This window comes from Nocardia sp. NPDC003963 (genome assembly GCF_053605105.1).
Genome location: NZ_JBSGIP010000010.1, coordinates 30674 through 53568 on the forward strand (window position 1 = coordinate 30674; position 22895 = coordinate 53568).

Below are 22895 nucleotides of genomic sequence, written 5' to 3' on the forward strand. Positions count from 1 at the left end.
GCGAGAGGACATTACGGAGTGGCCGCAGAAGACAGCGGGGCGCGCACCCCCGCTCCGCGGAAACGGGCCGATGCCCGGCGCAATCAGGCGGCCCTGCTGGACGCGGCCGCCGCGGCGTTCGTCGCCGCCGGTGTCGAGGTGCCCGTACGCGATATCGCCGCCCGCGCCGGGGTCGGCGTCGGCACGATCTATCGCCACTTCCCCACCCGCTCCGATCTCGTCGTGGCGGTGTACCGGCACCAGGTCGAGGCCTGCGCCGCGGCAGGCCCGATCCTGCTCGCCGAAGGTCCCACCCCGCATACCGCCCTGACCCGCTGGATCGATCTCTTCGTCGACTTCCTGATCACCAAACACGGCCTCGCCGAGGCGCTCCGATCCGACAATGCCGCCTTCGAACCCCTGCACGCCTATTTCATCGACCGCCTGCTGCCCGTCTGCGCGCAACTCCTCGACGCCGCCGAGGCGGCGGGCGAGACCGTCCCGGGCACGGATGCCTACGAGCTGATGCGGGGGGTGGGCAATCTGTGCATCGGCGCCGGTCACGACCGCCGCTACGATCCGCGCCGGATGGTCGGGCTCGTCCTCGAGGGACTACGAGCGCGCTGAGGATTCCGGTCGCCGGCGCCAGGACGCCCCGGTGGCCGGGCGGTTCCGCACACTCCCGCCCGGACACGGAGGCGCACCGCCCCGGGTAGCGTCCTGCCTCTAGAATTGCCCGTACAGCTCGAAGCGCTAACCGTTCTCCCTGGAGGCGCACCGCTGGTTCCCGATGCGCCGACGAGTGCGCCCGCCCACGCGGCCGCGCACACAACTCCGATCCGAGGCGGCGCTGATGACAGACGTCGACTATTGCGTGGTAGGCGGGGGATTCGCCGGACTGACCGCGGCCCTGCGCCTGAAACAGGCGGGCCGCACCGTGGCACTGCTGGAAGCCCGCGACCGGCTCGGCGGGCGCACCTTCACCGAAACCCGGACCGACGGGTCCTGGATCGACCGCGGCGGTGCCTGGATCGGCCCCGGACAGGAGCGGATCAGCGCCCTGATGCGGGAGTACGGGATAGCGAGCTACAAGCAGTACACCGGCGGTGAGGCGATCATGCTCGTCGAGGGCAGACAATATCGCTACAGCGGCACCATTCCGTGGTCGATGAGCCCGTGGGTGGCGATGAACCTCGGCGCCGCCCTGCTCGATCTCGGCCACCTGTGCAAGTCGATTCCACTCGACGCGCCGTGGACGGCCGAGCAGGCCGACCGCTGGGATCGCATCACCCTGGCGCATTGGCTGAACACCCACGTCGTCTCCAAGGCCGCCCACGAACTCCTCGAAACCGCGATCGCCGGTTGCTACACCTCCGCCGCTTCGGAAGTGTCGCTGCTCTTCGCGCTGTATCAGATGGCGTCCGGCGGCGGCCCCGGTTTCGTGCTGGGTATCGAGGACGGTGCCCAGGATTCCCGGCCGGTGGGCGGAATGGGTGCCATCTATCGCCCGATGGCGGCCGAACTCGGCGACGCGGTCCATCTCGCCCGGCCGGTGCGGCGGATCCAGCAGGATGCCGACGGGGTCACCGTCTTCTCCGGTAAGACCACTGTGCGCGCCCGGCGTGTGATCGTCGCGGTGCCCCTGGCCATCGCGAGCCAGATCCGTTACGAACCGATACTGCCGGTCGACCGCTCGTTCCTGCATCAGCGGATGCCCAGCGGCGCCATCATCAAGATCTCCCTCGTCTACGACGAGCCGTTCTGGCGCGACGACGGCCTGTCGGGCCAGTCGGCGGCGCCGGGTTCACCGGCCACCATCACCATCGACGCCTGCACCGATACCGGCCGCCCCGGCGTCCTGTGCGTCATCGTGGAGGGCCCTATCGCGCGGCGGATCGGACAGCTCGACCCCGCCGAACGGCGGCGAACGATTCTCGACGCCCTCGCCGACCGCTTCGGCGACCGGGTCCGCACCCCGGTCGACTACGTCGAACAGGACTGGAGCGCCGAGCGCTATTCCGGTGGCGGGATGCTCAGCCACGCACCCACCGGTGTGCTCACCCAGTTCGGTCACACCCTGCGGACCCCGTGCGGCCGGATCCACTGGGCCGGCACCGAGAGTTCGGCGGTGATGTGCGGGTGGGTGGACGGCGCGGTGCGCTCCGGTGAACGCGCGGCCGACGAGGTCCTGGAACAGGACATCGTGGCCTCGTCCGGGAGCCGGGCGAACGGCCGAGGTCATCCGGACCGATGAGGACCGCGAACCGCGAAAGCTGAGTTCAGGAGTACGCCGAGGTCTCCCGCGTGACAGGCAAGCATCTACTTGCCTATAGTGAGGGCGTGAGCGGAAGTACCGACCCGAGCGAAGTGTTCCGGGCCTTGGCCGACCCCACCCGTCGCGTGATCCTCGACGAACTCGCCGAACGCGACGGGCAGACACTGTTCGAAATCTGCGGCCGGCTGACGATGCGCCACCAGCTCTCGTCCACCCGGCAGGCCATATCCCAGCATCTCGACGTACTCTCCGGCGCCGGCCTGGTACGGACGAGCCGGGAGGGCCGGTACAAGTTCCACTACCTGAACCGAGAACCGTTGCGGAATCTCACCGACCGCTGGCTGAAGGAGTAGTAGATGCGGATAAACGTCACCAGCGTCTGGGTCGACGACCAGACCAAGGCACTGGCTTTCTATACCGACACACTCGGCTTCACGAAGAAGACCGACGTCCCCACGGGCGAGTACCGCTGGCTGACCGTCGTCTCCCCGGAGGCGCCCGACGGGGTCGAGCTGCTGCTGGAACCCGATGCCCACCCGGCCGCCAAACCCTTCAAGAACGCGCTGGCGGAAGACGGTATCCCGTTCACCTCTTTCGCCGTCGACGATATCCACGCGGAATACGAACGGCTGCGGGGCCTCGGCGTCCGATTCACCCAGGCGCCGGTGGACCACGGTCCCGTCACCACCGCCGTTCTCGACGACACCTGCGGCAACCTCATCCAGATCGCGGAGCACAAAGCCTGATTCCGCACGTTGCGCCACCCCCGAGTGCCGAACCGGCACGCCCCGGGGGCTCGTAGCGCGACCCGCTCCGGAGCTCGGACTCGGTCCACACAAGCGGACTCCGAGCTCCGGCGGCGGGGATCACCCCCGGCACTCGACTCATCGCACCGGGCGCGGACCTCGCATGGTCAGAACCGGTCCTTGTGTTCCCGCATCCAGTCGGCGAACGTCCGGGCGGGCCGGCCCAGGATCCGGTCGAGGGTGCCGTCCGGAATCCGCGCCTCCGGCGGCGGGTCGGCATGCCAGCCCACCACATACTCGGCATCGGACAGCGAGACCCCTTCGCGCAGAAACCTTTCGATCGCGCGTTCGCGGCCGATCTCCTCGAAGGCGATATCGCGGCCGAGCGCACCGGCGAGCAGTGTCACCCGCTCTCCGGTGGTCAACGCCTCGGGACCGTTCAGGTTGTACGCACGACCCGAATGCCCCCGCTCCGTCTGCGCGATCGCGGCGACGGCACCCAGATCGCCCTCGTGGACCACCGCGCTGGGCATATCGAACGGCTCCCGCACCACGCCCTCGTCGCGAATGGACGCGGCCCAGGTGAGCGCGTTGGACATGAACTCCTGCGGTTCGAGCCGCGTCCAGGCCACTCCGGATTCCTCGACCGCCCGCTCGGCCGGGCCGACGTATCCACCCCAGAGGATGGTGATCCGCTCGACCCCGGCGGCGACCGCGCGCCGGACCAGTTCGGGGCCGCTATCGGCCACCCCGGCTGTGACGGTGATGTGGAGTCCGGTGACACCGTCCAACGCGGCATCCAATGCCTCCGGCTCCGTATGCGTACCGCCGGCCAGCTCCGTTCCGGCGGGCAGCAGTCCCGCGGCCCGTACCGGATCACGAGTCAGCGCCCGCACTCGACTTCCTCTGCGCAGCAGCTCGGCCACCACATGCCTACCGGTGTTTCCTGTTGCGCCCGTTACCAGAATCGTCATCACGAACTCCCTTCCGCGGCGACACTAAGACCTCAACAAAAGTTCAGGTCAAATCGGAGGTGCAGGGCCACGGCCCCGACATTCGCTCCGTGGCACCGGGGATCCCCGCCCACGGACACCCGATCTCGCACACCGGGCCCCGTTGTCCCGCATACTCGAATCGAACCCGGAGCCGGCAAGCCCGACGGTCGAGGTGGAGAGTGCAGACCAGTACCGTTCTCGCGGAGCTCATGCGGAAGAAGGTCCTGCCCGAGATCAGGCGGCTGGAGGAAGCGGCGGACTCCGCGGCCTCGCAGATGCGTGGGGTGGGTGACAAACTCAGCGATCGAGCAGCGCCACACATGCGGAACGCCGACGAAGAGAGCGCACACCATCTCTCGGAGACCGATGCCGACCTCGACGCGAGAGCCGACATCATCGACAGCCGATCGGCCGAACTGGGGTTGCGCTCCAGGGCACAACGCGCGCTGGAATCGAGTCTGCTCATCGACGAACCTCTCCACCGGATGGCACTGATCAGGGATCAGCCGCATCCGGAACTGCTTTTCGGCGACGGTGAGTGGGCCGGCTACCTGGATGCCCGCGTGTTCGCCCGGCGATACGGCGCCCGCGATCTGTCCGTATCGTTCATGACCGAACTCCACCAGCGCCTGGGGCGCTTCTGCCCGGAAGGATCGGGCGGACTCTTCGCCGATCGCGAGCGCTGGGGCACCCAGACCCGTCGGCTCACCGATGCCGAGATCGCGCGGGTCGAGGCCGATCCGCATCTCGAATATCTACCGCCGGGCACCGGCGGGCACCGGCGGATTCCTGCTCGACGGCGGCCTGAAGTACCGGATCTCCACACCGGAGGCCGCGCGGGCGGAACTCGAATCACTGTGCGACTGGTACAACGCGGCACGCAGCCGACCCGTGTCAGATCCCTGTGCGCTCGCCGCGGAACTCCAGCAACGCGCCGTATCCATCCACCCCTGGCAGGACTACAACGGCCGGTTCTCCCGGCTGCTGATGAACTGGTCGCTGGAATGCGACGGACTACCCCCGGCCGCGCTGCCCGATTTCGACAGGGATGTCTTCTCCACTACACCGGAGTGGGCAGAAGCGGTGCGGACCGGCAGCGCCGCGTTCGGCGAGCGCGCGAACCGGCTGGAACAACTGGGTGCCGATGCGGACCCGGTCGAATTATTCGGTCTGGCCGACGATTACGAACGCTACCGCGCCCTCGGCCGGTCGACTGCGCCGTTCGGCTGCGGGGACTATCAAGATATCGATGGTTGTCGTCGGCAGCTGGATGAACTGCGCGCCGAGGGCCTGGATCGATAGCAGGACCGAACCCGGAAGCCGGCCATCGCGACGATCATGCCGGACCTCCGACCGCGCTGATCCGGACCGTGGTGAAACGACGCCGGGCGATACGCCAACCCTCGGAGGTCCGAACCAGGTGATCGTCGTAGTAACCGGCGGCATTCATACCGCTTCCATCGGCCCCGGGACGCCGGATAACGCGGCGATCGACCACGACGGCGGCCCCGCCGAGCCGCCGGCGGCGGGGAGCGCGTAGGTCTGCCAGGATTGCCGCATGAGAACCACGGCTCGCCCCGGCACGATCTCCGCCGGGACTCTGGTTCTGCTGACCGCCCTCTACTTCGCGCAAGGTCTGCCGTACGGGTTCTTCACCCAGGCGCTGCCGGTCGTGCTCCGCGAATCCGGTTTCTCGCTCATCGAGATCAGCGCCACCGGTGTCCTGTTCGCGCCGTGGGCGCTGAAATTCCTGTGGGCGCCCTACGTCGACCACTACGGCACACGGCGGCAGTGGCTGCTGTCCCTGCAACTCGCCGCCTCGGCGGTCACCCTCGGACTCGCCTGCCTGGACCTTTCGTCCGCACTGCGCTGGTTACTGGTGGGTGTCGCCGTGGTCAACGCCGTCTCGGCCACCCAGGACATCGCCACCGACGGTCTCGCCGTCCAGCTCCTCGGGCCGCGGCAACGGGGGCTGGGCAACGGTATCCAGGTCGGCGCCTACCGGATCGGGATGATCGTGGGCGGCGGCGCACTGCTGTGGTTGTTCGCGCTCGCCGGGTGGCGAAGCCTTTTCCTGGCGATGTCGATCCTGCTGCTGGCCACCGCGATACCGGTGTGGTGGTCACCGCGCACCCCGGTCCGCAATGCCCCGCGAACGCCGGCGAACCCGGGGCGGTTGCTGCTGGGATGGTGGCAGCGTCTACGCCGACCCGGCATGCTCGTGTTCATCCTCCTCATCGGTGGCTTCAAATTCGGCGATTCCATGGGATCGGCGATGGTCGGACCGTTCATGTCCGATACCGGACTCACACTCGCGCAAATAGCCCTGGTCAAAGGGGTCCTGTCCTCTGCCGGGGCACTCGCGGGGGCGGCGCTGGGCGGCTGGCTGTGCTACCGGTACGGCCGCCGCCGCGCGCTGCTGATCGGTGGGGTCACCCAGACCGCGAGCCTGGCCCTCTACCTGTGCTGCGCGCTCGGGATCGGCGGATTCGAGTTGATCGTCACCGCGAGTCTGGCCGAACACATCCTCGGCGGCGCCGCGACGGTGGCGGTGTTCACCCTCATGATGGATGCCGCCGACCCCGACCACGCCGGAAGCGACTACACACTGCTGGCATGCGCGATAGTGACGGTGCAGGGTATCGCGGGGTTCGCCGCGGGGACGGTGGGTGAGCTGCTCGGCTACCCGGCTCTTTTCGGAACCAGCCTGGTGCTGTCGGGAATCGGTTGCGCGGCACTGCTCATCGCGACCGACCGAGGTGCCGGACCGGCCGGCGTCCACGCGGTGTGGGCAGCACCGAAGCCGGCCGCTCGCACAAGTTCCGGCAACGGGTAGGCCCGGCCGCCGGAGACGGTAACTGTCACGAACGGTTCGAGTAACAAGAGCCGCAGGTCTGCGATGTTCTGGACAACATCTATTCAGGAGGTTCGACATGCGATCTGCGAAGCGGTTTGCCGCCGGCGCCATCGTTGCCACCGCGACGGCGGCCGCTGCGCTCGCCGGTAGTGGCGTGGCTCAGGCCGACGTACCGGTGTGGCAGGCCAACTGTCACGTCTACAACGTCTTCAACACCGGCGGGATGGCCAATTGCGAGCTGCCGACCTGGCATCAGGTGAAGCTCACCTGCGTCGCGTGGCCGGTTCCGTTCACCTACTGGAAGTACGGCCCGGTGCAGTACGGGCAGAACCAGTCCTGGGCCAGTTGCGACTCGCTGAACGCGCTGGTGCATGTCGAGATCATCCAAGCGTAGATCCTGCCCGGCCGGGTCGGCGGTGGATCACCCCGCCGACCCACCTGATCGACACCACGCCGCCGGCTCCGTGCACCCTTCACAACGAACCGGGCAAACTCTGTTCTCCCGGACCGTTGCGGCCCCCGCCGCGCGCTCGCTAGCCTGTCGCCATAGCGTGACGAAAGCGGTAGCGACCATGGCTGATACGGTCCGGCATGTTCCCCACCAGAGCGGAATCCGCGCCGCTTCCCACCGGCCACCGGCCGCCGCGCCCCCGCTCCGATGAAGATACCCATTCCCGGGTCACCCGCTGCGGGACTGCGCCAGGCCGCGGCCCGGTCTTCCCGGCTACTGAACTCCGCGGCCGGCCGCACGTCCACCGAATACCGGGGTTTCGCCCACGGTGTACGGAAGACAGATGAACTAGGGAAGGCTGATCGCCCTCGGATTTTCACCAAACTGAACGTTTTCGCTGTCGTGGTCGGGGCGACCTCCGGGTCGGCGATCTACCAGCTGGTCTTCGACGATCCGGTCTTCACGGAACCGCCGGTGACATCCGAAATCGATCCCGCCGTGGAGAAGCTCGCCGAGATGTCCCCTCTTCTGCGTCAACAGTTGGTGGACCTGCGAGCCGCGGGGTGGACGATCGGATACGGTGCCATCGACCTCGACGAGACCCGGACGATCATCGAATCAGGCGAGACCCGGAGGGGCTCCAAAACAATAGTCCTCGACGATTCCCTGAAGAGCGATCCGTTGGCGGCCACCTCCACTCTCGCGCACGAAATCGGGCACGCGTATCCCGGTCGGTTCGACTGGGAGCTCACGATGCCGTTCCCCGATGAGGAGTACAGCACCTGGCTCGAGCGGAATATCCAGCAGCGCCGACTCTCCGAAGCCGAAAGCGAGCTGGTCGCGGCTCAGGTGCGCCAGGAGATCATGGATGCTGGAGGTCCCGATATCGGAGGGGTCGAAGAATCAGTGGCGGGCCTCTACATGGCGGCATCGGAAGACCTGGTCTCGCGGGACGAAGCTCGCGAGCTCTTGACCGAACGTGGCGACTGGTATCCGTTCGACAGCTACAAATCCGATTACGAAAAGTTGTGGGACAAATACTTCGCTGAAACACACGGGCCGTCGGTGGAGCAGCCGGATCCCACGGAATCACCAGCCACACCGAGCCCTCCCCCGGTCGATCCGGTGACACCTCTTCCGAGCCCTTACCACTAGAACCAGAGTTCCCATCGGCGGGCTACGACACCATCTACTTCACCGGTGGACACGCGGGGATGTGCCACTTCGCCGACAGCACGGGCCGGCAGCGAATCACCCGGGAAATCTACGAACGCGGCGATATCGTCGCCTCGGTCTGCCACGACTACTGAGGCCTGCTCGATACCGAACTCCCGACCGGCACGTACCTCGTCGCCGGACGTGAACTCACCGATTTCGCCCGGCGGGATCAATTCCTCACACGGGTCGACGAAACGACAGGGAGCGACGGTCGTTTCGTCGGTGACCGCTGACCGGGGAAATACCCGAGGCCGCGCCTCGTACCGACCGTCTCGTGATCGCCGAGGTCGGAGCATTCGCCCGAGCTCGAATGCGATCTCGGCCGCACCGATGAGTTCCGGGGTGGATCCTCCGTCGATACCTCTGGATGAACCGGCAGCGGTGGACCGGTACCGGATCCGTCCCAACTCGGGAAGAAACGTATGGAGGCACTGGATGCGGAAGTCGATTCCTGGCTCGACGTCTCGCCGAACGGCGAAAGCGCAACGTGTACAAAAGGAGCCGGGACATCATGACCGGCGTCCACGGCCCCGGCACAAGCAGCCGGTCCGGACGAGTGAGCAGGTGGCGCAGTGAGCGGTAACAGGGTGTTGGTGGCGGGGGCGAGCATCGCGGGGCCCGCGCTGGCCCACTGGCTACGCCGGCGGGGGGCCGAGGTGACCGTGGTGGAGCGTGCCTCGGAGCTGCGTCCCGGCGGGCAGGCGGTGGACGCGCGCGGGGTCGCCAAGGAGGTCATCCGGCGGATGGGCCTGGACGCGGCGGTGCGCGCGGCCCGCACCGAGACCGCCGGCGCGTATACCGTCGACGGGGACGGGAACGTGCTGGAGACCTACCGCGCGGACGATGACGGCGGCGACGGGTACATCTCGGAGATCGAGATCCTGCGCGGAGACCTGTCCCGGGTGCTCCACGACGACACCCGCGACGATGTCGAGTACCTCTTCGGCGACCGCATCGCCGAACTCACCCAGGACGCCGACGGGGTCGACGTGGCCTTCGAGGGCGGCGACCGGCGGCGCTTCGGGCTGGTGGTCGGGGCAGACGGGCTCCACTCGGCACTGCGCGGGATGATCTTCGGGCCGCGCGAGCGGTTCGTCCGCCACCTCGGACACGTACTGGCCTTCTACAGCGTGCCCAACGAATTCGGGCTGGACCGCTGGCTGATCGACCACCAGGAGTCCGGGCGCTCCGCCGGCCTGCGGCCCATCCCGGACGCCACCCGGGCGATGGCCATGTTCTCCTTCCCCGCGGCCGACCTCGACGTCGACCACCGCGATATCGCGGCCCAGAAACGGCTGCTGCGCGAGCGGATGGCCGGCCTGGGCTGGTTGACACCGCGCATCCTCGCGCATCTGGACGACACCCCGGACTTCTATCTGGACCAGGTCGCCCAGGTGGTCATGGACCGCTGGTCGAGCGGCCGGGTGGGGTTGCTCGGGGACGCGGCGTTCAGCTCGTCGCCGATGTCCGGGCAGGGCACCGGGCTGGCTCTGGTCGGCGCCTACCTGCTGGCCGGTGAGCTGGCCGCCGCAGATTGGGATCCGGCGGTGGGCTTCGCCGGTTACGAGCGGCGGATGCGCTCGTTCGTCGAGGCCAACCAGGAGATCGGCCGATTGAACGCTCGCAGCCGCGACATCCCCGGGCCGGATGCCGAACCGGGCCCCGATTTCACCGGAGAATGGTTCGCCGAGCTGGTCGAGCGCGCGATCAACGGCGTCGAACTGCCCGACTACATGGGGGTGCCGGACTCCGGAACGTCGGCCGGGCCACCGACCACTTCGCCGGCCGTAGGTGTCACATAACGCGTCGAGCGGGACGGCGTGCCGGGGCCGGGAAACGCCGGAAAGTGGAAGTTGGCGTGTCGAGTCGGCCGAGGGTGGCTCCGCGATCGTGGACACCGGCCCCGGTCGGACGGGAGATATCCACTCGACACAATCGACATCCGAACAGCCGGTGCAGACTGGACCGCATGGTGACGAATCCGATCGAGCTCGAAAATCAACGCAGCCAGTTGCCGGCGCAATTGAACGAGCTGCGTCGCGCAGTCTCCGAACTGTCCGATGGGTACGCGGCCCTACCCGAATCGGGTCTGATCATCGACACCGTCGGCGCCGGGGCACTGACCACTCCCGGCTACTGCGTCGCCGGCGCACGGGAAGTGCTGGCGGAGGCGCTGATCGAGCTGGATGCTGCCGGCGACGCCATGGAGAGAGCGGCCCGATACACCGGCCGAATCCGCAGTGTGGTGTTCGACTGAGGGCCGAGTGACACAGCTTCACAATGCGTTTCGGTGTGACGTGCCAGGATGAAGTGCATGAATCCGCCTTCCGAAGGCCATGCGCTTCCACCTGATCCGGCCCGGGCGAGCGGCTATGACAGCATCGCCGAGGGCTACACGGCCGAGAACGAGACCGGTGTCCTGCACGCGTACTACAACCGGCCCGCAATCCTCGACCTCGCCGGAGACGTGGCGGGAAAGCGGATCCTCGACGTCGGTTGCGGCCCGGGTCTGCTGTTCGCCGCACTGCGTGATCGTGGCGCCGTCCCGACCGGAATCGACTCGAGCGTCCGGATGCTGGAGCACGCGCGACGGCGCCTCGGCGTCGATGCCGACCTGCGGCTCGCCGACCTGGCCGACCCGCTACCTTTTCCCGACGATACGTTCGACGACGTTATCGCCTCTCTGGTCCTGCACTACCTACAGGACTGGCGACCGGCGCTGGCCGAGCTGCGACGCGTGCTGAGACCCGACGGTCGGCTCATCGTCTCCGTCGAGCATCCTTTCGCCAATTTCCTGGGACAGCGCTCGGCCGGGGACACGACCGACTATTTCCAGACCCGCAACCGGATAGACGAATGGACCATGGGCGGACAGACTGCCCGGCTGAGTTTCTGGGACCGGCCATTGCATGCGATGACCGACGCTTTCACCGCGGCCGGCTTCCGCATCGGTGTCATCAGCGAACCGCCGGCCCTGCCCGCCGCTCGTGATCTGCTCCCCGAGGTGCTCGGCGATAGTGCCCACAACAGATTCCTGTGCTTCCTGTTCTTCGTTCTGCACACTGACCGACCGCAGGCTCCCCCCACTGCCCCTCCGGCAACCACGACCTGATCCCTGAATGGACCGAAACATCCGGCCGATACCGCTGCGCGCGCGGGCTGCGCAGTCGGCCCTCGCCGGGTACAGGACGCAGGCGGATCCGGCCACAGTGGAACCAGACCACCGCGCAATGCCGACGTGCGGTTCCACGTCGGGTTCTACGAGGACGCGGCCGCCGACGAAGCACCTGATGGCAACTCCAGGCTTTTCCTGGCCTGATTCTGCCGACAGGCCCTCATATCCGACTGCCGACGCCGCTGGCGAATGTGGCGCACCCCGGTGGGCTCGGTGCCCGGGCCTACCGGTGTTCTTCACCGGATGCCGCATGGAGCATCCGCGTAGCTGCGGCCCGCACCCGGTCGCGGAGCTCGTCCGGGCAATCGATCAGCACCTCGCAGTCCAGTGCCGCGATAACGGCAGGGATCCAGTCGAGACTCTCGGCACGGATCTCGGCTCGATACCAGGGCGGGCCGGAGCAGCCCGCGCTGTCCACCGCATGATCCAGACGCTCGAGCCGAGCGACGCTGCGCGGCAGATGTGCCCGGATACTGTTTTCGGTCGCTCGAATACGAAGCACGATCCGCCACCGGTAGTTCGCGTCGGCGAAGTGCTCGACGAGCCGGTTCGCCGCGTCGGGACGCCGGGGCGCATCGAAGGTTTCCGGGAGCAGGCGGGTTGCGCGAATCCGGTCGACACGGAACGTACGCTCCTCCGTCTTCTCCGAGTCGAGCGCCACGAGATACCACCGGCCCGTATGCGCAACCAAATCGTAGGGAAGGACCCTGCGCCGCGACGGGATCCCCTCGCCGTCGCGATAACGCAGGTCGACGACCCGTCGAAGGCTCACCGCTTCGGCCAGGGCGAGCATCACGGCCGGATCGGGATCAACGACTCCGTGCTGTGAGCCGCGCCCCATCACCTCGAATACGGTATCGACCTGCTGCGCATCTTCCGGCCGCATCGCTCGTCTGACCTTGGACAACGCCGTCTGCACAGCGATCTCCGGCTCACCCGGCATCGCCTGCGCATGTGCGAGCCCGAGAAAGACCGCCACCACTTCCGCACTACTGAACATGATCGGAAGGACGCGCCGGCCGGGCGCAAGCCGGTAGCCGCCATACCTGCCTCGCACGGACTCGATGTGCACTCCCGACCCGCTCAGTCGCGCTACGTCCCGGCGAACCGTCCGTTCATCGACACCCAGGCGTTCCGCCAGCTCGGCAACGGTGCGCATATGCGCGGACTGCAGTAACTCCAGCAACTGCAACGCTCGCGCGGTCGGATCGGCCATGACATCGATCATCCCCGGTATACCGGGCAGATCACGCCCGGTATACCGCATACGGTCTCTCCGTAGGCCAGGTCCATGAGCCATACGAACACCGAGCACTCACACAACGAGGAGAAACAGCGATGCGACTGGCAGCCACCCGGATTTTCACCGACGACCTGGACACGCTGGTCACGTTCTACGAAAGGGCCACCGGGATCAGCGCCGCGCGCCTTCACCCGATGTTCGCCGAAATACGCACCCCGACCGGCACACTCGCGATCGCCGGCTCCGCGACTGCCCGGTTGCTCGGGAACGAGGTCGCCGAGGCTCGTGCCAACCGCAGCGTCGCCCTGGATTTCCTGGTCGACGACGTAGACGCGACCTACCAGGCACTCCGAGATGTCGTCGACGTCTTCGTCAACGAACCGACCGATATGCCGTGGGGCAACCGTTCGCTCCTCGTCCGGGATCCGGACGGCAACCTGATCAACTTCTTCACACCGATCAGTGCGGCGGCCGAGGGCCGGTTCACGAACGGGGGAACCGAGGCGCCATGAGCCACCGAGCTACGCGACGCTCATCGGATCCTCCCAGCCGATCGGTCGACATCGCTCAGTCGGTGGGACAGCGCGCACAGATACTCGCCGAGCCTGTCGTGTACCGGCCGGCTACCCGCGGAGCGATTCCCGACTTACACGTTGAACCCGGACTCGACCGCGTTCTGCCACGAACCAACATCACGGCGAAGGTTCGATGTATTCGCACTGTAGTTCGGACACCCGCGCGATGTGTTCGAAGTCGTGGTCCGCGGCAAGCACGGTCGCATCGTTCACGATGGCGTAGCCGGCGATGAGGATGTCGTGTGAGCCGGCCGCACGGACGAGCCCGGCGTTCCACAGTGCTGCCTGGATATCGAGTACAAGCGATTCGTCGGGTGCGTGCTCGAGCGGGAACCCGAGGGAGATCTGCTCTCGGTAGTTCGCGTGCTCGTCGGGCGTCCGGGCGCTGTGGCAGAACTCGAGCACCTGTGGCGGACAGGTAACGAACAGGTCGGCCGGCGCTCGCTCGATACGCCGCAGGCGCGCGGTGATACCCGGGTCCCCAGTGGCCAGCCTCGCCCAGACCGAGTTGTCTACCAGGTAGTCGGTCACGAGGGCCGGGAATCGCCCGGAGCGACCACCGGCGCGCCGAGCTCGTGGTCGAGGTCGGTCAGTCCGGCGATACCGTCGATCATCGCACCTTTCTGCTTCGAAGCGATGAGTCGGCGCAACGCGAGGTCGAGGACGGCTCGATTCGACCGCTCGCCCGTAAGCGCTCGGGCACGCTCGATGAGCTGTGGATCCAGGTCGACGCTTGTGACTGCCATGAATACCCCTCCCGTCTCTTATATGTCTGATTATATATCGGACAGGGTCACGTGGCCACTCCAGCCGCAGCCATACCGGGGTCTCCAGCTCGAGCGTGAGAACCGAAGTACCGACCGGAGCCACCGCCCTCTCACTCGCTGCATTTCCCGAGCTCCGCGAGATTCACCTCGGCATTCCGCGGCATGCTCCGAACGCCCGCTTGCGTCCGAACGACCGCAGCACGCATTCGAGGCGGCCACACAGAGCGGGAGCATGGTCCGGCAGCGACACGCCCGAACCAGCAACTGCGAACCCCGATATCCGAACGTTCGGGCGCCTGTGCGAGGAGGCCCTGAGGTCGAACCGAAACGCGACTACACGTTGAACCTGAACTCGACCGGGGTCCGATCGAATACCTGCACGTCAAACGCACTGTTCACCCCTCTGCTCACGTTCCGAAGCCAAATAGCGTCTTCGCCAACACCCGCGGCCCCACTGCTGCAGGCCTACCTCCCGCCACCAGCGCCATGCACCTAGCTCTAGCGGGCTCAAGCACGCGCTCATGCCGATTTCAGAATGGGTGGAGCTGTCCCTGGCCTGGCTTGCGGGGCGAGCTGGTCCGGCCCGGCCTCCTCGGGGCTCTGGAGCGACCTCAGCATCGAGCGCGTCATGGCCCCCCTGGCTACACCCACATCGACACTGTCCTAGGCGCACCGGTCCAGAACGACGGCCACCCCGACCAGATCGTCGTCGAGATCACGAGATTCGCCCGCAAGGTGACCAACTGAGCCACGCCGGTCCACGGCGCTAACCGCGCGCCGCGCTAGCGCTGCCCTCAAGCGTCACCCGCAACCATGTAATGAGCGTGCAGATCAGTCGCAGGCTCCGATCCGTGCCGTCCGGCAGGAAGGGCAGCACCAGCAATGCCGGAACGCTCGCCAGCACGATGATCAGCAGCGGCACCAGCGCCACCGTCACCAGGGCGAGACGCGGGACGCCATGGAGTAGAGCCAGAAATGAAGTCATCGCAACCACCTTCGTTCGAGGCCGAGCCGCTTGCCGCCTCGGTCGTGGGCTCAGTGATAGAGCCGGTAACGGTTGTGCTGCCAGCCATCTCGGACACCCGGACAGTACGACCCGCTACGCTGCCGGTGAGGTTCGTGTCCGAGCTTGTCCGAGGGGTTTGTCCGACAGGGGGTTTGCACCATGGGAGACATAGGTGATCGCAGCCGGTGGTTCGCCGAACTCCAGGACTTGGAGACCGCGGCCCTGCGTGGACACAGCCGCAGCCGGGAGCGGGCCCGCAAGCACATCCCGAAACAGACCGCCAGTGACTGGTTCAACCGTCGTGTTCCGGACGATTTCGACGACATCTGGCCGATGATCGAAACCTATCTCGCCTGGTCGAGTCGAAGCGTGGATCGAGCGCACTGGACGAAGCTGCATTCGGCGGCGCGCCAGACCGCCGACCGACCCGACGACAATACCGGCCGATATGCGCGGGAATGGGCAAATCTGGTTACCCACCACCAGATTTGGTCTCACATACCCGCCGACCATTGGACCGAGGACCTCAAAGTCAGAACCGCGGAACTGGCGCGGGCCCTCGCGACGCTCTACGCACGGGCCGAGACCACGATCGATGATCCGTGGCGGGACGAGCGCTACCTGCACCGCTATACCCTGGCCGTCGAGTGCCTGGCCTCGTGGACGCAGGGCGAGAACACCGAGCAACTCAGCCATGGCGAGGCCGTCCTACTGGTGCTCACACCGCTTCTCCATCAGGTGCAACGCGGCCGAGCGACGGCCAGGCTCGCCGCTTCGATCTTGCCTGCGGAAAGCCCCTCGGATTCGAGCACGCACCGCCACAACGACTTCGAGGGCTTCCTGCTCGACTATCAGTGGCTGGTGCGCCGCGCTCGGCAGGCGGCCTTGCCCGACCGCAGATCCGCCCGGCACGAGATCGACTGGTGGCTGCTGCATCGCTGGATAGCCGAACGTAAACCGATCGAGTTTAACGAGATCCGTGAGCTGCTGTTCGAATTGCCGAAGCTGCAAAGTGATCTCGCGGAGATCCTGGAGCCGGAACGTCTCACGGCGCTGATCGGTTGCCTGTCCCTCGACATCGACCGATTGACTAGCGAGGGCGGTATGCGGCTCAAACCGCATTCCTATCTCGGACTTGCCGGCCCTCGTGGAACGCAGCCGCTGCGCGAACGAATGGTGGGGTTGTTGCTGGTGACGGCGCGAACTCTGGCGTTGGACATCACGCAGCTCTCCCAGGTCGTCGTCGACCACCTCGGTATTCCGCAGCCGGTGGACCTGGATGAGCTGCGCGCGACGCTGTGTCACGCCCGGTGGAAACTCGCTGGCTCCGGCCGCAAACCTGGTGGCTGCCAACTCGATGCCGACTGCGACCATCCGGCCGCACTGCACGCGGTCCGCTCACACGTCGGCACCATCGACACACGGTTGAAGGCGATCCACCGGTTCCTCGTCGACAGCGCGGACCCGTCTCTCGACCTGCTGCGCGGTCTCCCCTCCTATGCGTCCGCGATCAAGGTAACGCCCGCCGTGGACCCCGATGGCCAGGCGAAGTTCCAGGATTGGAATGCCCGCTTCACCGTCGACGAGCGGCGGATCCAAGAACTCCTGATGGGAAACCAGCTGTACGGTTCGCCGGACCTGGCGATCCGCGAGATGTATCAGAACGCGCTGGACGCCTGCCGGTACCGGCGCGCCCGCGAAGAGTACTGCGCGCGGCAAACCGGGCAGCGCTCCACTTTCGAAGGCGAGATCCGTATCGAGCAGCGGATCGACGGTGACGGCCGGATGTACATCGACTGCCACGACAACGGCGTCGGCATGGGCGAGCCCGAGATCATGGGCGCGTTCTCCCGCGCGGGCACCAGCTTCACCGGCATGTCCGAGTATGTGGAGGAGCGCGCCGAGTGGGCACGCGTCGGACTGCAGATGTTCCCGAACAGCAGGTTCGGCATCGGTGTGCTCAGCTACTTCATGCTCGCCGACGAGATCCAGGTGACGACGAGCAGGTTGCCGCGTTCCGGGGGTCTGGCCGGTCAGTGGCTCGAGGTGACGATCGTGGGGCCCGGGCATCTCTTCCGCATCAAGCAGATCGATCCCCCGTATGCAGGTCCGGGGACCAGGGTGCGTCTATATCTACGCTCCGATGCCCGGACCATGTCAGCCGTCACCGCACTGCGGCGGCTCCTCGGCATCGCCGAGTTCCGGACCGCCGCGATCCACGAAGATGGGGATCAGAGCGACGAACAAGTTTGGCTACCAAACCAATTGAACGCGGGCGAGCACGGCTCACGCGTCAGCGATGGCGTCAGCGCGCACGGTGGTCTGTTTCACTGCACGCCGCAACCGACCGGGCAAGTAGTGTGGTGTGAACGAGGTGGAGGTCTCCTGGTCGACGGCATCAATGTGGGCACGGCGCAGCACACCGGAGTCCTCGCCAGCATCGAGGGATCGATCGTGCCTGCGGGAGCCATCGTCAACCTCACCGGCGACGGGCAGATCCAGCTGTCGGTTGATCGGACCATGATTGTTCAGGATGTCGCCGAACGGGTAGCGGATCTGCTGACGCAGGCGGCTCGGGAGCTCGTGGAGAATCCGCCTGCTTTCTTGAATCATCCATGGATCTACAGTATTTCGGCGATCAGTCCCCGGGTTGCAGATATCCTCACCGACGCCGCTGCCGACGCGCGTAGCGCCTTGGCGATCGGCAACCGGAAACTCAATACCCTGATCACCGGAAGCTGGCCACCGGACGTCGACTTGCTAAACCTGACCGTCCGGAACTGGTGGGAGATCAAGCGTACAGTCGGCTACGAGCCAAAGACGATACATGGAAGGGTGCCGGATCACATCTTCTTGTGGCGGGCGCTGGCACACCGAACCGGATCCGCATGGCGGCTACTGTCCACCGCATTTCCAGGACTTTCCACCGCACCCACGACCATGCCGGGTCGGCCGTCCGACGCTCTGATCATCACAGAACGCGAGAACCCGCGCTGGAGCTCGCTGGCGAGCCTCACACAGCCGGGGCGTTATTTGCGGATTTCGCAGGTTTCGGGACTGGAGCTCGCGCGCATCGCTGAACGAGCTGTCGCATTGCGGGTACTCGACGCCGCCTCAGCGCAGCGGATCGTCGACACGGCTCCCTCCGCGGCACACTCCGAAGTCTTGCGTCAGGACATCGAGCTGCTGAAACTGAAGCGGGGAACCAGAGGCGGCTGGTTGCCGATCGCGGAGCCGGTGTCGCTCGGCCACTTGTTGAATGCGATCAAGGAACTGGGTATCGACCTGGCACACGCCGCGGAACGCCTGGCGAGATATGGGTACCATCTGAGCACACCGAGCAGCCTGCCCAGTCGAATCGACGAGCAGGACGAGATACTCCTCGAACCCGTCGCAACCTCCTACGCAAGTTATTCGAGTGATGACATTCCGGCTTCTCCCGGCCGGATGGTCAAGTCGTCCCTTGATACCGGTCTGACGATCCCATCGGTCATCGATCGCCTCCAGAAGTACGGAGTGACAGCGCCCACCGACATTCCGGACGACGCCGGGCCAGGCGACTTGATCCTCCTCAGCCGGTTTCTGGACGGTAACCCCCCATGGCTCACCGTCGCCGACCCGATTCAGCCAGGCTTCGTTTCAGCGGCTGCACGGGAGATGAGTATCGCCTCCGCCGAGGTAGTCGCAAGACTGCGCGATTACGGATTCCAGCTCGCTGCAGGGACCGTCGTCGATGCGATCACCGCGTACGACGCCGAATTGCTCAGTGAGGGCGACGACACCAGGGGGCCATGGCTCGACGTCCGGGAAGCCGTTCCGCCCGGACACATCTTGAGTGTTGCCCAGAACCTGAACATCACCCCGTCGGAGGTAGCCGATCGGCTGGCCGAATACGGCTACCGGATCGGACCTCCGATTCCCGGCGATTGGGCGAGTGCCGATCTCGAAATCCTGGCCGACAGCGTGGAGGGCGGCTGGCTGCGGATCGAGGACCCGATCTCTCTCGGCATTCTTTCCGAGTTCGCCGAGAAGGACCGATTACCCTCCCTCATCAGAGTGGGCACGCGCCTGAACGAGTATGGATTCGAGGTACCGAGGCACGGACGATTCGATGACCTGGACGAACGCATCATCCTGATACACGACGACTTCGATTCCGAAGAGCTCAATTTCGGGAGCTGGTTCTACGACACAAACCGCGGCGCCGTCACCGTCCGTGAGGTCTTGCTGATCTCACATCGGGTAGGGCGATCCATTCCCGCGGTTGTCGACCGATTGACAGCCTACGGTCTGCGGGTGCCAGAAGGCGTCGACCTGGGCGAGGAGGTCGATCGCGATGACCTCGTGATGCTCGGGCAAGGTCCGGACCGCTACATCGGGCACGTCCGGCTGGACGAGAGCGAACCTGTTTGCCTGGCGCACCTCTGCGATATCGCCAACCGTTTGGGGCGGTCGCTTGAGAGCGTCGTGCGCCGCATGTCCGAGCTGGGCATAGACATCCCCTCGCTCGACGATCTGGTCCTGTCCGCGCTCGAACTGGTTCCGTGGGTATCCGCGCCAGGCGACCTCCCAGCCCTGCTCCAGCGGGATAACGCGGCCAAGACGGCGTAAATCACAGTGCGGGAGTTACGACTACACCGAAGGCCAGCCGACTAAAGCCGAGCCGGTATTCAAGATCTTTCCGAAGGCGGCCTTCTCCCACACCAGCTACTTCACGGAAAATACCTTCTCCGACGATGTCGCTTTTCAGGCGTTGTTCGAGCAATCGGGGCAGTAGGGCGGACCCGCTGGCGGTCCACCTTCGAGCGGCGTGAGGACCCGTCAAGCCGGACTCGGTGAAGCCGAGAGACTGGTTACCCGCGCTGGCGGTGGAACGCCTAGCCCTTGCAGTTGCCGAACGACCACGGTTATAGGGCAACTACTGCAAGGATGGTGATCAGCCAACTGCGGGAACTAAATCCGGTGTGTGCCCTTCGATTTCTGAGCACCGGGCACACCGTCCGCCATATCGACAACGCTGCTCCGCGCAAGTTTGGACCGTGCTCGTGAATTCCGGTCGCCTCTGTTCCTCGACTTGCCCGGCCTGGTCCTCACCGCGTTGCCGACCACCGCCGCGGCGCAGCATATGACCGACGGCCTCTCGCCCAAACCATTCTCCGCGGTAGACACGCCCCAGTTGGTGTCGTGAGGTTCCCGCCAGAAGCACACGGTGGCAAGGGTCGAACCATCGTGATCGGCGACCGTAGGCTCGACGGCGTAGGTGCCGAAGGCCACAGGCGCAGCATCGATTACCCCTGGGCCACTGAGTTTTTCATGGTCGAACCCACGGACGTAGACACCCGCAGCAGAGAATACGATGAACCAGTCTTCACCGGATCCGATAAACATCGACGCCATCTCTTCGCTGTCGCCCCAGCCCCTGTTGAACGAGTAGTAGCGGACCTCCCACTCCGGACTGAGAACAGCATCGAGCATTTCCATCGCCCGGCAGCGGTTACAAAGTATCGGAATATCGGGGAGGCGGCGAAGCCCTTCGTTCATAGCGGCCATCTAACACACCGCCACCGACATTGACTGTGCCCGATCTATCTGGCACCTTTGCGGCGTCCTGTTACGCCGCTTATCGCGCGGCCGGCGCCGACCGCACCAGCCCCTGACAAGGAACCGAGCCTCTGCCCAACGGGACAGAGGCTCTGGATCTCTGCAGCGCGGCAACCGGCGCTGAGCTGCTACTTGTTCTTCGACGGTGAGGCTACTCCGCTACGGAACTCGACCACGTCGCCATCATGCATAACGTAGTCCTTGCCCTCCATCCGGACCTTGCCCGCCGCCTTCGCCGCGGCCATCGATCCCGTCTCGACCAGATCGTCGAAGGCGACCACTTCGGCCTTGATGAACCCGCGCTCGAAATCGGTGTGGATGACCCCCGCCGCCTTCGGCGCGGTATCACCCTGGTGAATCGTCCAGGCCCGGGCCTCTTTCGGGCCGGCGGTGAGGTAGGTCTGCAGGCCGAGGGTGTGGAAACCGGCACGGGCCAGGGCGTGCAGGCCGGGTTCGGCCTGGCCGATGGACTCCAGCAGTTCCATCGCGGATTCCTCGTCGAGCTCGAGCAGTTCGGATTCGACCTTGGCGTCCAGGAACACCGAATCCGCCGGAGCCACCGAGGCTTTCAGTTCGGCGACCTTGGCCTCGTCGCCGAGTACCGATTCGTCCGCGTTGAAGACGTACAGGAAGGGTTTGGTGGTCAGCAGCGACAGCTCTTTGAGCAGTTCCCCGTCGATCTCCTTCGCCGCGGAGAAGAGGGTGCGTCCGCCGTTGAGGATCTCCTGCGCCTGTTTGGCGGCGTCGGCGTAGGGTTTGCGGTCCTTCTTGACCTTGGCTTCCTTCTCCAGGCGGACGACCGCCTTTTCGAGAGTCTGCAGGTCGGCGAGGATCAGTTCGGTTTCGATGACCTCGATATCGGAGGCCGGGTTCACCTGGCCGTCCACATGCACCACATCGTCGTCGGCGAAAACGCGGACGACCTGGCAGATGGCGTCGGCTTCACGGATGTTGGCGAGGAATTTATTGCCCAGGCCGGCACCCTCGGAGGCACCCTTCACGATACCGGCGATATCCACGAAGGAGACCGTGGCGGGGACGATGCGGGCGGATTCGAAGATCTCGGCGAGCTTGTCCAGCCGGGGGTCGGGCAGCGGAACCACGCCGACGTTGGGCTCGATGGTCGCGAAGGGATAGTTCGCGGCGAGCACGTCGTTGCGGGTCAGCGCGTTGAACAGCGTCGATTTTCCGACGTTGGGCAGGCCGACGATTCCGAGGGTGAGACTCACGAGGACAGCAGTCTACGCGGGTGGCCGGGTGGGTCGGCGGTCGGCCGTACCGTGCGCGCGGGCGCCCGTGCGCAGGCCGGCGGCGAAGACGGCGAACTTCATGCGGTCCCCCGGCTGCTCGGTGATCTCGAACAGTTCGACGGCGCGTTCGTGCTGGACGGCGCGGACGGCGAAACCGGGGACGAAACCGAGGGCCCACCACGGCGGGTTCAGCGATTGCGCGGCCAGGCGGTCGGCGGCTGCGGTGCGGTGGAGTTCGGTGGCGAGGGTGCGGGTGAAGTATTCGGTGAACTCGGGCCAGCTGCCGGGCAGCGGCCGGGTGGAGATGCCGTAGGCCCGGTACCAGTCGCAGCATTCCTGGTAGAGACGTTCGCGGGCGTCGGGGGTGAGGGGGCGGACATAGGTGTCGACGGCGGTGACGAGGGTGTCGACGTAGGTGGCGTGCTGGAAGTGGAAGAGCTCCGGAGTCAGGGCGTGGTAGCGGCGGCCCGCGTGGTCGCGGCCTTTGACGTGTTCGTGGGCGTAGCGGATGACGCGGGCGGGGTCGGGGTGCTCGTGACAGGCCAGTCCGATCATCCGGTCGACGGTGCGCTGTTTGTGCGCCCACAGGCCGGTGTGCACATGTTCGGTGAACGACGCCGCGATGGCGGGATGCAGGATCTGGAGGGTGACCGCCCGGGGCAGGGCGAGCCGGAAGCGGCGGTCGGGGAGGTATCTCCGGAGGAGTGATGCGTGCGCCGGCCGATATGCGGTGCGCGTCGGATTCTTCATTCCGCGA

The 22895-nt window shown here is 66.1% G+C and carries 22 protein-coding genes and 1 pseudogene; 13 read left to right on the forward strand and 10 right to left on the reverse strand.

Features of this window, described 5'->3' with window-relative positions; translation table 11 throughout:
- Nucleotides 1-18 precede the first annotated feature (18 nt).
- From ACWEWT_RS18810 to ACWEWT_RS18825, 4 genes are all read left to right on the forward strand, one after another.
- Nucleotides 19-606, forward strand: a complete 588-nt coding sequence (locus ACWEWT_RS18810; protein ID WP_452560519.1) for a TetR/AcrR family transcriptional regulator — start codon at nucleotides 19-21, stop codon at nucleotides 604-606.
- Nucleotides 607-832: 226 nt separating this feature from the next.
- Nucleotides 833-2233: a flavin monoamine oxidase family protein gene (locus tag ACWEWT_RS18815; RefSeq protein ID WP_452560520.1), complete on the forward strand. Its 1401-nt coding sequence runs from the start codon at nucleotides 833-835 to the stop codon at nucleotides 2231-2233.
- Between the two features lie 86 nt (nucleotides 2234-2319).
- Nucleotides 2320-2607 carry an ArsR/SmtB family transcription factor gene (locus tag ACWEWT_RS18820; RefSeq protein WP_452560521.1) on the forward strand — a complete coding sequence of 96 codons (288 nt, stop codon included), beginning with the start codon at nucleotides 2320-2322 and terminating at the stop codon, nucleotides 2605-2607.
- A 3-nt stretch (nucleotides 2608-2610) separates the two neighbouring features.
- The gene (locus tag ACWEWT_RS18825; protein WP_452560523.1) at nucleotides 2611-3000 is read left to right on the forward strand and encodes a VOC family protein; all 390 of its coding nucleotides are present in this window, start codon (nucleotides 2611-2613) and stop codon (nucleotides 2998-3000) included.
- A 167-nt stretch (nucleotides 3001-3167) separates the two neighbouring features.
- On the opposite strand, the gene ACWEWT_RS18830 is transcribed toward ACWEWT_RS18825, so the two are convergent.
- Both ACWEWT_RS18830 and ACWEWT_RS18835 read right to left on the reverse strand, forming a co-directional pair.
- Nucleotides 3168-3974 carry an NmrA family NAD(P)-binding protein gene (locus ACWEWT_RS18830; RefSeq protein ID WP_452560525.1) on the reverse strand — a complete coding sequence of 269 codons (807 nt, stop codon included), beginning with the start codon at nucleotides 3972-3974 and terminating at the stop codon, nucleotides 3168-3170.
- A 32-nt stretch (nucleotides 3975-4006) separates the two neighbouring features.
- On the reverse strand, nucleotides 4007-4741 hold the full coding sequence (locus ACWEWT_RS18835; RefSeq protein ID WP_452560527.1) for a hypothetical protein: 735 nt from the start codon (nucleotides 4739-4741) through the stop codon (nucleotides 4007-4009).
- Here ACWEWT_RS18835 and ACWEWT_RS18840 point away from each other — a divergent pair.
- Nucleotides 4707-5297, forward strand: coding sequence for a Fic family protein (locus tag ACWEWT_RS18840; protein WP_452560529.1), 591 nt, complete (start codon nucleotides 4707-4709; stop codon nucleotides 5295-5297). The genes ACWEWT_RS18835 and ACWEWT_RS18840 overlap by 35 nt on opposite strands.
- A 34-nt stretch (nucleotides 5298-5331) precedes the next feature.
- On the opposite strand, the pseudogene ACWEWT_RS18845 reads toward ACWEWT_RS18840, so the two are convergent.
- Nucleotides 5332-5457, reverse strand: a pseudogene (locus ACWEWT_RS18845) (nuclear transport factor 2 family protein); the annotation flags it as partial.
- A 96-nt stretch (nucleotides 5458-5553) separates the two neighbouring features.
- Between ACWEWT_RS18845 and ACWEWT_RS18850 the strand changes: the two are divergent.
- The 6 genes from ACWEWT_RS18850 (at nucleotide 5554) to ACWEWT_RS18875 (ending at nucleotide 11633) form a co-directional block, all read left to right on the forward strand.
- Nucleotides 5554-6831 carry an MFS transporter gene (locus tag ACWEWT_RS18850; RefSeq protein WP_452560531.1) on the forward strand — a complete coding sequence of 426 codons (1278 nt, stop codon included), beginning with the start codon at nucleotides 5554-5556 and terminating at the stop codon, nucleotides 6829-6831.
- A 97-nt stretch (nucleotides 6832-6928) separates the two neighbouring features.
- Nucleotides 6929-7246 carry a hypothetical protein gene (locus ACWEWT_RS18855; RefSeq protein ID WP_452560533.1) on the forward strand — a complete coding sequence of 106 codons (318 nt, stop codon included), beginning with the start codon at nucleotides 6929-6931 and terminating at the stop codon, nucleotides 7244-7246.
- 459 nt (nucleotides 7247-7705) lie between these two features.
- Nucleotides 7706-8458 carry a hypothetical protein gene (locus ACWEWT_RS18860; protein WP_452560534.1) on the forward strand — a complete coding sequence of 251 codons (753 nt, stop codon included), beginning with the start codon at nucleotides 7706-7708 and terminating at the stop codon, nucleotides 8456-8458.
- Nucleotides 8459-9093: 635 nt separating this feature from the next.
- The gene (locus ACWEWT_RS18865; protein ID WP_452560536.1) at nucleotides 9094-10323 is read left to right on the forward strand and encodes an FAD-dependent monooxygenase; all 1230 of its coding nucleotides are present in this window, start codon (nucleotides 9094-9096) and stop codon (nucleotides 10321-10323) included.
- Nucleotides 10324-10490: 167 nt separating this feature from the next.
- Entirely contained in the window at nucleotides 10491-10778 is a 288-nt protein-coding gene (locus ACWEWT_RS18870) for a hypothetical protein (protein ID WP_452560538.1), read from the forward strand.
- A gap of 57 nt (nucleotides 10779-10835) precedes the next feature.
- Entirely contained in the window at nucleotides 10836-11633 is a 798-nt protein-coding gene (locus tag ACWEWT_RS18875; RefSeq protein WP_452560540.1) for a class I SAM-dependent methyltransferase, read from the forward strand.
- A 286-nt stretch (nucleotides 11634-11919) separates the two neighbouring features.
- Here the strand turns inward: ACWEWT_RS18875 and ACWEWT_RS18880 are convergent, their stop codons facing one another.
- The gene (locus ACWEWT_RS18880; RefSeq protein WP_452560542.1) at nucleotides 11920-12963 is read right to left on the reverse strand and encodes a helix-turn-helix transcriptional regulator; all 1044 of its coding nucleotides are present in this window, start codon (nucleotides 12961-12963) and stop codon (nucleotides 11920-11922) included.
- Between the two features lie 71 nt (nucleotides 12964-13034).
- On the opposite strand from ACWEWT_RS18880, the gene ACWEWT_RS18885 reads away from it, so the two are divergent.
- Nucleotides 13035-13451, forward strand: coding sequence for a VOC family protein (locus ACWEWT_RS18885; protein ID WP_452560544.1), 417 nt, complete (start codon nucleotides 13035-13037; stop codon nucleotides 13449-13451).
- Between the two features lie 180 nt (nucleotides 13452-13631).
- Here ACWEWT_RS18885 and ACWEWT_RS18890 read toward each other — a convergent pair whose 3' ends face one another.
- From ACWEWT_RS18890 to ACWEWT_RS18900, 3 genes are all read right to left on the reverse strand, one after another.
- Nucleotides 13632-14045, reverse strand: a complete 414-nt coding sequence (locus tag ACWEWT_RS18890) for a PIN domain-containing protein (RefSeq protein WP_452560546.1) — start codon at nucleotides 14043-14045, stop codon at nucleotides 13632-13634.
- Complete coding sequence (locus ACWEWT_RS18895) at nucleotides 14042-14260, reverse strand: type II toxin-antitoxin system VapB family antitoxin (RefSeq protein ID WP_452560548.1); 219 nt, start codon at nucleotides 14258-14260, stop codon at nucleotides 14042-14044. The genes ACWEWT_RS18890 and ACWEWT_RS18895 overlap by 4 nt, the downstream gene beginning before the upstream one ends.
- Before the next feature lie 787 nt (nucleotides 14261-15047).
- The gene (locus ACWEWT_RS18900; protein ID WP_452560550.1) at nucleotides 15048-15266 is read right to left on the reverse strand and encodes a hypothetical protein; all 219 of its coding nucleotides are present in this window, start codon (nucleotides 15264-15266) and stop codon (nucleotides 15048-15050) included.
- A 180-nt stretch (nucleotides 15267-15446) separates the two neighbouring features.
- On the opposite strand from ACWEWT_RS18900, the gene ACWEWT_RS18905 reads away from it, so the two are divergent.
- Nucleotides 15447-19898 carry a wHTH domain-containing protein gene (locus ACWEWT_RS18905; protein WP_452560551.1) on the forward strand — a complete coding sequence of 1484 codons (4452 nt, stop codon included), beginning with the start codon at nucleotides 15447-15449 and terminating at the stop codon, nucleotides 19896-19898.
- 342 nt (nucleotides 19899-20240) lie between these two features.
- On the opposite strand, the gene ACWEWT_RS18910 is transcribed toward ACWEWT_RS18905, so the two are convergent.
- From ACWEWT_RS18910 to ACWEWT_RS18920, 3 genes are all read right to left on the reverse strand, one after another.
- The gene (locus ACWEWT_RS18910) at nucleotides 20241-20837 is read right to left on the reverse strand and encodes a hypothetical protein (protein ID WP_452560553.1); all 597 of its coding nucleotides are present in this window, start codon (nucleotides 20835-20837) and stop codon (nucleotides 20241-20243) included.
- A gap of 179 nt (nucleotides 20838-21016) precedes the next feature.
- On the reverse strand, nucleotides 21017-22117 hold the full coding sequence (gene ychF, locus ACWEWT_RS18915) for a redox-regulated ATPase YchF (protein WP_452560555.1): 1101 nt from the start codon (nucleotides 22115-22117) through the stop codon (nucleotides 21017-21019).
- A 12-nt stretch (nucleotides 22118-22129) separates the two neighbouring features.
- Nucleotides 22130-22888 (reverse strand): oxygenase MpaB family protein, encoded by a 759-nt coding sequence (locus tag ACWEWT_RS18920; protein WP_452560557.1) that lies wholly within the window; start codon nucleotides 22886-22888, stop codon nucleotides 22130-22132.
- Nucleotides 22889-22895: the final 7 nt, after the last annotated feature.

Bases quoted from the DNA above. Each gene is read 5' to 3' on its own strand.
- ACWEWT_RS18815 (WP_452560520.1), top strand. From the start codon at position 833: ATGACAGACGTCGACTATTGCGTGGTAGGCGGGGGATTCGCCGGACTG.
- ACWEWT_RS18885 (WP_452560544.1), top strand. From the start codon at position 13,035: ATGCGACTGGCAGCCACCCGGATTTTCACCGACGACCTGGACACGCTG.
- ACWEWT_RS18840 (WP_452560529.1), top strand. From the start codon at position 4,707: ATGCCGAGATCGCGCGGGTCGAGGCCGATCCGCATCTCGAATATCTAC.
- ACWEWT_RS18830 (WP_452560525.1), bottom strand. From the start codon at position 3,974: ATGACGATTCTGGTAACGGGCGCAACAGGAAACACCGGTAGGCATGTG.
- ACWEWT_RS18855 (WP_452560533.1), top strand. From the start codon at position 6,929: ATGCGATCTGCGAAGCGGTTTGCCGCCGGCGCCATCGTTGCCACCGCG.
- ACWEWT_RS18905 (WP_452560551.1), top strand. From the start codon at position 15,447: ATGGGAGACATAGGTGATCGCAGCCGGTGGTTCGCCGAACTCCAGGAC.
- ACWEWT_RS18920 (WP_452560557.1), bottom strand. From the start codon at position 22,888: ATGAAGAATCCGACGCGCACCGCATATCGGCCGGCGCACGCATCACTC.
- ACWEWT_RS18900 (WP_452560550.1), bottom strand. From the start codon at position 15,266: ATGACTTCATTTCTGGCTCTACTCCATGGCGTCCCGCGTCTCGCCCTG.
- ACWEWT_RS18895 (WP_452560548.1), bottom strand. From the start codon at position 14,260: ATGGCAGTCACAAGCGTCGACCTGGATCCACAGCTCATCGAGCGTGCC.
- ACWEWT_RS18850 (WP_452560531.1), top strand. From the start codon at position 5,554: ATGAGAACCACGGCTCGCCCCGGCACGATCTCCGCCGGGACTCTGGTT.
- ACWEWT_RS18825 (WP_452560523.1), top strand. From the start codon at position 2,611: ATGCGGATAAACGTCACCAGCGTCTGGGTCGACGACCAGACCAAGGCA.
- ACWEWT_RS18870 (WP_452560538.1), top strand. From the start codon at position 10,491: ATGGTGACGAATCCGATCGAGCTCGAAAATCAACGCAGCCAGTTGCCG.
- ACWEWT_RS18875 (WP_452560540.1), top strand. From the start codon at position 10,836: ATGAATCCGCCTTCCGAAGGCCATGCGCTTCCACCTGATCCGGCCCGG.
- ACWEWT_RS18910 (WP_452560553.1), bottom strand. From the start codon at position 20,837: ATGGCCGCTATGAACGAAGGGCTTCGCCGCCTCCCCGATATTCCGATA.
- ACWEWT_RS18880 (WP_452560542.1), bottom strand. From the start codon at position 12,963: ATGCGGTATACCGGGCGTGATCTGCCCGGTATACCGGGGATGATCGAT.
- ACWEWT_RS18835 (WP_452560527.1), bottom strand. From the start codon at position 4,741: ATGCGGATCGGCCTCGACCCGCGCGATCTCGGCATCGGTGAGCCGACG.